The following is a 6,655-nucleotide window of genomic DNA, read 5'->3' as shown; positions in this document are numbered from 1 at the left end:
TCAATTTAAGTTTTTCGAAACCGAAGTTTCAGCTCAATGAATACTGATTACTGTTTCTCTCCGAAGAGAAAAACGAATTGACTGTGCCGAACAACTATTAAAGTTGTCGTTTGGTCACTCAGTTCATCGAATAAATCTTTTTGTCTATTCTCAACGAGTGCCCACACAGATTGCATAGGTCAAATTGTTAAAGAGCGTTGACGATGCGAAGCTGCGCTTCGCTTGGTCAGGGCTGCGTATCTTACGCGCCTTGCCGTTAAAGTCAAGAAGAAATTTTATCTTTTATTTTCAACCCGCCGGGTGAAAATAAAACCTCTTTTTGACTCCCCTAACGCTTGGCGTTAAGTAGGTCGGCCATCTTAATCTTTTAAAAACTCACGTCAAGCGTTTATTTTTATTTGATTTTTTTCCTCGACATGGCAGTAAATCGCTTGCCGTGTCGATGTGGGGCGTAGTATAGCGACGCGGATCACACTGACAAGGGATTTTTACGTTTTTTATTTCGACTGAGCAATAATCCACCTAAAATGATGAATAACCAGCGATTTGAAACATTATTGATACGAGACCTTTACCGCAAGGTAACGCTGGCTTGTTTTCTTGGTCTTTTTCACGACATGCATTGCCGAAATGTTGTCATGTCATCACTTTAATCGTTCTATTTAATTACGCTTATGAAATCACCAGTTAATTTTGCTTTAGTCATCTGCATCGCCGTCCTTGGCGCAATTATTGTCAGCCTGATGGACGTCAGCTCACCCGCACTCACGTTTGCTGTGGGTGCGATACTTAGTGGCCTGGCTTGCCTATATCTTCCTTTGCCCAACTTTATTCAGCCAGAGCAAGCACCATCTACATCTACCTCGTCGAGCGAAAAAGAAGAAGAGTCTCCGCAAAGTAAAACGCTATACGTTGGAAACTTGCCTTATCGTGCGAATGAAAATGATGTACGCACGCTGTTTAGCGAACATGGAGAAGTGTTTGCCGTTCGTCTAATGAAAGACAAACGGACGGGGAAACGCCGAGGGTTTGGTTTTGTGGTGATGGCCGCCGGGCATGCCGACGATGCTATCAATGCGCTCAATAATAATGTTTATGGCGAGCGGACACTTAAAGTCCGTGAAGCGAATGAGCCAAAAAAGCAGGCGAATAGCTGACATCCGTAAAACCTATCGATCGGATAAAGTCCGCCAAGGCATCGGCTTTAATAGGGGTTGCCGTCGCATAAGCGCAATGCTTCGACGTCGCTGCGGTAGCCCTTGCGTCGCTATCTAGACTCACCAGCGAGACCACGCGACGCGCAATCGCCTCTCCCGAATCAATTAATTGGACTTCATCACCCACCACTGATTGAATTTCATCACGCAGTAAAGGGAAGTGAGTACAGCCGAGAACGAGGGTATCGACGGTTCCTTTAAACGGTCGCAATATAGCCGCGAGATCTTGCTGATTCACCGCCTCACCCCGGAGTTTGCGTTCTGCCATGTGCACGAGCGCCGTGGTACCGACTGAGACTACCTGGCACTCTTTGGCAAAGTCCGCCACTAATTGTTCGGTATAAGGGCGGGCGACGGTGGCTGGCGTAGCGAGTAAGCCAATGATTTTTTTCTGACTGATCGCTGCTGCAGGCTTGATCGCAGGCACAACCCCCACGACCGGAAGCGCTAACTGCTGACGGAGCGTCGGTAATACCAGCGTCGATGCTGTATTGCATGCAATGACGACGATATCAATATCATGATCATGATGCGCACACACAGCGCGCACTTGAGCCGCCACCCGTGTGACCAAGCGCGTGTCATCTAACTCACCGTATGGAAAAGCTTCGTTATCGAACAAATAGGTGTAGTTAGCGTCAGGAAGCTGCTCTCGTACCGACTGGTAAATCGATAAGCCACCCACACCAGAGTCAAAAATCAAAATATTGGGCTGCACCATGGGACACTCATGCAATCAATAACGCCCTTATCATAACGACAAGGGCGTGAAGAAAGCTAGTTTAGAAAGAATATCTCGCTTCTAGTGTCAATTGGCGTCCATCACCTGGATAGTATGAATCCCACTGGTTAACATTGGCGGGATATTGTTTATCAAAGAGGTTATCGATCCGAAATGTCGTTAGCCACTGATCTAGTTCGTACTGCAACGCAAAATTAGATAGCCAATAAGGGGATAGTTTTCCTTTACTGTTAGCAGTATCACCATCTTTATAGCGTGATCCAGTGTAGATTCCTTCCAAGTGCATAAGGATATCTTGAGTAATATGCACTGTACTTTGTAATGTAGCGGTGTGCTTCGCTACCCACGGCAATGCATTACCTTTGCTATCCCCTTCGGTGAATTCAGCATCAATATAATGGTACTCACCCGCAACAAGCCATGCGGAAGTAACCTGCAACTGACCAGATATACTTCCCCCGTATCGCACCGAGCGATCTGCGTTAACATTTGCCCCATTAAAAGAACCACCCACAGGCTTCGTTGCGCTGGAGTCAAATATAATCTCATCATCAATTTCTAAACGATAAAGATCCGCACCAATTTGATAGCTCTCAGCCTCTTGTCGCCAACCTAGTTCCAGAGAATTGCCTCGCTGCGGATCTAAACCAAACACACCTGGAGAGGTGTATGCTTGCTCATCCACTTTTGCAAAACGAAAGTTCTGCTCACCACGAATATAAAGACGGTTTATATCATCAATAAAGTGGTTCACCCCTATCTCTAACGCGCTAGCATGTGCTTTTAATTGCTCGCCATTTGGATATGTCGCAGCATCCGTCAAGTCATCGGTAACACGTGACTTTCTTCCTCCCAGAACAAGAGTAGTCTGTGAAGACAATGGGTAATGAAGCTGGCTAAACACGCTCATTCTTTGCTGACGGTTATCTCTATCCGTTGTGCTGAAAGCACTCTGAGAATAGTAGTCAAATGCGTTATTGGCATAATCTACGCCAACTATCCACGCTCCTTCTCCTCTATTGGTCGAAAATGATTTCTCTCCTGATGCTGAAATCGTTAGCTGATCCAACTCGGCTTGGCTTGGTGTTCCCCAACTTTTAGCGCTTGTGCTGGTATCCGAATACTGTAAAGAGGTAGATAACTGCCATGTTTCTCCTACACCTTTCTGATAACCCACATCAAGCGAGCGAGATATTTCATGACCATAATCTTCAGCGTGAGTACTTTTAGACTGGCGAGGATTGGCGCGATAATCATTTTCAGTTAGTGAACTTGGCCATTGACGATCATCGTCAAAGTAACTTAGTACAGCGTGGAAGCGCTCGCTACCTCGCTGATATTCGACTCGGCTACTCAACATCCCAGAATCTTGCGCATTGTGCTCACGATAGTTGTCTGTTTTCTCGTAGTCTGCCGAGATTTGATAATGCCAATAATCACTCAGCTTTCCTGATTTGCTAGCATAAGTGCCACGGGTATCGAAGTCTCCTAGACGAACACCTACATGGCCTCCCTCTCTGGCTGTACTTTTTAGAATGATATTGATGACACCACCTACCGCTTGGTCACCATATAAAACACCGGCACTACCAGAGAGGATTTCAATACGCTCTACTTGGCTCATGGCAATAGCACCTAGTTGTGGCCCAGATAGATCAGCCTTATTTAATCGCCGACCATCAACCAAGATAAGTGTGTTATGCGCGCTTTGGCCACCAGAAAATCCGCGCATTGCAAAAGAAGCGCCAGAGTTAGTATCCGAAACCTGAATACCTGACTTTCCTCTAAGTAGAGTCGTTATATCTTGAGCTCCACTCTTGCGAATATCTTCTTGAGTAATTACAGCGACGTTTGCGGGTATTTGCGTCAGCGTATCAGCATGATGACTACGCCCTATCACCACCACCGTTTCAGTGTTTTGCTCGGCCCACGCGGCCGCAGGGAGTAGTGACGTCGCCACCAGGCTCGCCACAATCTGTTTGTTCATTGGATCTTCCTTCCTAATCGCGAGAATAGGCAGCACTGTGCTGCGAGTGTGGGCTGTATTCGGACTTAAGAGCATGGCTTTCGCCGCCTACTGCTAACGACTTCCCATCGCATACCATCAATCAGTATTGGCGACAGTGTCTGGCCTAAGGCCGGTTAGGGTCGTTCTCTAATACCGCTGCGCGTCAGTTGCGGGCTCTCACCGCATTCCTGTGATCCGTCACATATTGCAAGACAGGATCACTCCCCACGCTCGGATATTAGCCGTCTAGATGGATATTGTCCATTGATAACCTTATTGAATAAGGGAGAATCGTGAGCAAGGGTGGACATGGCTGGGGATTTGTCTAAAATCTGCGCTCATTTTCCAATCGCTGAGGCAGCCATCATGACCAAGGCTCACACCGCCGTTGACTACGACACACAGCTTGCTGAGAAAGTCCAACGACTCAATGCACAACTCGCGCCGTTTCACGCACCTGAGCTAGAGATCTTTCGCTCACCGGAAACCCACTATCGGATGCGCGCAGAGTTTCGGGTATGGCATGAAGGCGACGACTTGTATTACATCATGTTTGATCCTGCGACCAAGCAGAAGTACCGGGTCGATACCTTTCCTGCCGCGAGCCGCTTGATCAATGACCTCATGCCGCTATTAATGGAGGCCATCAAGCCCAACGACGCCTTGCGACGTAAACTGTTCCAGGTTGATTTCCTCTCCACCTTAAGCGGTGAGATCTTGGTATCGTTGCTCTATCATCGCCAGCTAGACGAAGAGTGGGACAGCGCCGCGCAAGCGCTTAAACAACGTTTGAACGATGAGGGCTTTAATCTCAATTTGATTGGCCGTGCGCGCAAGCAAAAGAAAGTGCTAGACCGCGACTACGTTTTAGAAAAGCTCAATGCCGATGGTCAAACGCTGATCTACCAGCAAATTGAAAACAGCTTTACCCAACCTAACGGGCCGGTGGCGGAGAAAATGCTGGAATGGGCCATTGATTGCACTCGCGATAGCCAAGGTGATTTGCTGGAGCTGTATTGCGGGAACGGCAACTTTTCCCTCGCCTTAGCGAAAAACTTTCGCCGCGTCCTCGCCACCGAGCTGGCGAAACCCTCAGTGCAATCGGCGCAGTACAATATTGCCGCTAACAACATCGACAATGTGCAGATTATTCGCATGTCTGCCGAAGAATTCACTCAGGCGATCAATGGCGAGCGCGAGTTTCGCCGCTTAAAAGATCAAGGGGTGACACTGAGTGACTATCAGTGCAATACCATTTTTGTCGATCCCCCGCGTGCGGGCATGGATGATGAAACCTGCAAAATGGTGCAAGGTTACGATCGGATTTTATATATCTCCTGTAACCCTGAGACCTTGGTCGAGAACTTAGAGCGCCTAAGCCAAACACACCGCATTAGTCGCTGTGCGCTGTTTGATCAATTCCCGTTCACCCACCATACCGAAGCCGGGGTGTGGTTAGAGCGCAAATAGTCACGGCAAGCAAGCTCGGATAAACGTAAAAAGGCGTCTTCTCGACGCCTTTTTTGGGTTTCAATCACAGCTGTTTTAGAGACAATTAGACGTCAGAGGCGGTATCGTTTTTCGCTTTGCGGCTGAAAAAGCCCAGTTTGTGGCCGACCCAGAACGCCAGTGCCATCGCAACCAAAATCGAGAAGAAGTTGCCGCCCAGCTCTGGCATTTGCATACGGATAAACGCTGAGTAGCCAAATGCCCCCACCAAGAAGCAGGCAAACGCAATCAGCGGCGTGCCTTCCGTCAGTGGCTGGCGTTCGTGAAGTTGGTAGCAAGCGTGCACGGCCAGTACAAACGCAAGAATGGGAAAAATAGAAAATGCCACACCACTGACGAACAGTGTCGCGAGTGTTGCACTTCCACAAATGCCGGTAACCAGTGCCAGCAGCAAAAATTTACGTTCTGATTTCACTTGCTCGTGTTCCATGTCTTCACCTGTTTTATGACAGTTTTTCCTGTAAGGCTCGCCGCTCACGGTCTTTTCGATACCAGTAAGCTCCCTTGGCTATCATGCGCAATTGTAACACCATTCGCTCTGCCAATTCTGCGCGGGCGTGAGGGTCAAGATCAAGCGCTTCCGCACCCATATTGAAGACCAAAATCACACACGCTTCTGACTGATTGTACGCTTCTTCATAGGTGAGCTGCGTACGAGATTGTAAATACTCGGTCAACTCAGCAACAAAATGTTGTATTTCCCTTGCCACAGCGGCACGAAACGCCGAAGAGGTGCCTGAACGCTCGCGCAAAAGCAACCGAAACACATTTGGGCTGCTCTCGATAAACTCCATAAAGGTTTCTACCGAAGTACGCACCACACTGCCTTCCGCGGCTATCCGCTGACGCGCTTGACGCATCAATTGACGGAGCAATAGCCCGCCCTCATCAACCATGGTTAACCCCAGCTCATCCATGTCTTTAAAGTGGCGGTAAAAAGAGGTGGGCGCGATTCCCGCCTCTCGCGCCACTTCGCGCAAGCTGAGGCTGGAAAAACTGCGCTCAGCACTGAGCTGGCTGAACGCCGCATCAATGACAGAACGGCGCGTTTTTTCTTTTTGTTGTGCTCGAATACCCATCGCACTCTATCCATGGTCACCATGCTGCCACTATACGCAATTTTAGCGTTTAAATCAGCCAATCCAGGCAGTGTTCCCCATCGCGGCGGCGCGGATTTGA

The 6,655-nt window shown here is 48.5% G+C and carries 6 protein-coding genes and 1 riboswitch; of the genes, 2 read left to right on the top strand and 4 right to left on the bottom strand.

The genetic code is table 11. The annotated features are described in order from the left end of the window. Positions 1–674 precede the first annotated feature (674 nt). A complete protein-coding gene (locus BZG20_RS14990; protein ID WP_046074421.1) occupies positions 675–1,157 on the top strand; it encodes an RNA-binding protein in 483 nt (160 codons plus the stop codon). Here the strand turns inward: BZG20_RS14990 and murI are convergent. Together murI and BZG20_RS14980 are read right to left on the bottom strand one after the other, a co-directional pair. After that, a complete protein-coding gene (gene murI / locus BZG20_RS14985) occupies positions 1,111–1,938 on the bottom strand; it encodes a glutamate racemase (RefSeq protein ID WP_077579509.1) in 828 nt (275 codons plus the stop codon). The two genes, BZG20_RS14990 and murI, sit on opposite strands and share 47 nt — an antisense overlap. 61 nt (positions 1,939–1,999) lie before the next feature. Next, positions 2,000–3,946, bottom strand: a complete 1,947-nt coding sequence (locus BZG20_RS14980) for a TonB-dependent receptor (RefSeq protein WP_077579508.1) — start codon at positions 3,944–3,946, stop codon at positions 2,000–2,002. Between the two features lie 33 nt (positions 3,947–3,979). Further along, positions 3,980–4,208: riboswitch (cobalamin riboswitch) on the bottom strand. A gap of 125 nt (positions 4,209–4,333) precedes the next feature. On the opposite strand from BZG20_RS14980, the gene trmA reads away from it, so the two are divergent. Beyond that, positions 4,334–5,437 carry a tRNA (uridine(54)-C5)-methyltransferase TrmA gene (trmA, locus tag BZG20_RS14975; RefSeq protein WP_077579510.1) on the top strand — a complete coding sequence of 368 codons (1,104 nt, stop codon included), beginning with the start codon at positions 4,334–4,336 and terminating at the stop codon, positions 5,435–5,437. Positions 5,438–5,522: 85 nt separating this feature from the next. Here trmA and BZG20_RS14970 read toward each other — a convergent pair whose 3' ends face one another. Both BZG20_RS14970 and fabR read right to left on the bottom strand, forming a co-directional pair. Continuing rightward, on the bottom strand, positions 5,523–5,906 hold the full coding sequence (locus BZG20_RS14970; protein ID WP_046074424.1) for a YijD family membrane protein: 384 nt from the start codon (positions 5,904–5,906) through the stop codon (positions 5,523–5,525). Between the two features lie 13 nt (positions 5,907–5,919). Then, complete coding sequence (gene fabR, locus BZG20_RS14965; protein WP_046074425.1) at positions 5,920–6,555, bottom strand: HTH-type transcriptional repressor FabR; 636 nt, start codon at positions 6,553–6,555, stop codon at positions 5,920–5,922. Positions 6,556–6,655 lie beyond the last annotated feature (100 nt).

Source organism: Salinivibrio sp. IB868, from assembly GCF_001995655.1.
Classification (GTDB): Bacteria; Pseudomonadota; Gammaproteobacteria; order Enterobacterales; family Vibrionaceae; genus Salinivibrio; species Salinivibrio siamensis.
This window is presented reverse-complemented; position numbering and strand designations above follow the sequence as displayed.

Bases quoted from the DNA above. Each gene is read 5' to 3' on its own strand.
- BZG20_RS14990 (WP_046074421.1), top strand. From the start codon at position 675: ATGAAATCACCAGTTAATTTTGCTTTAGTCATCTGCATCGCCGTCCTT.
- murI (WP_077579509.1), bottom strand. From the start codon at position 1,938: ATGGTGCAGCCCAATATTTTGATTTTTGACTCTGGTGTGGGTGGCTTA.
- BZG20_RS14980 (WP_077579508.1), bottom strand. From the start codon at position 3,946: ATGAACAAACAGATTGTGGCGAGCCTGGTGGCGACGTCACTACTCCCT.
- trmA (WP_077579510.1), top strand. From the start codon at position 4,334: ATGACCAAGGCTCACACCGCCGTTGACTACGACACACAGCTTGCTGAG.
- BZG20_RS14970 (WP_046074424.1), bottom strand. From the start codon at position 5,906: ATGGAACACGAGCAAGTGAAATCAGAACGTAAATTTTTGCTGCTGGCA.
- fabR (WP_046074425.1), bottom strand. From the start codon at position 6,555: ATGGGTATTCGAGCACAACAAAAAGAAAAAACGCGCCGTTCTGTCATT.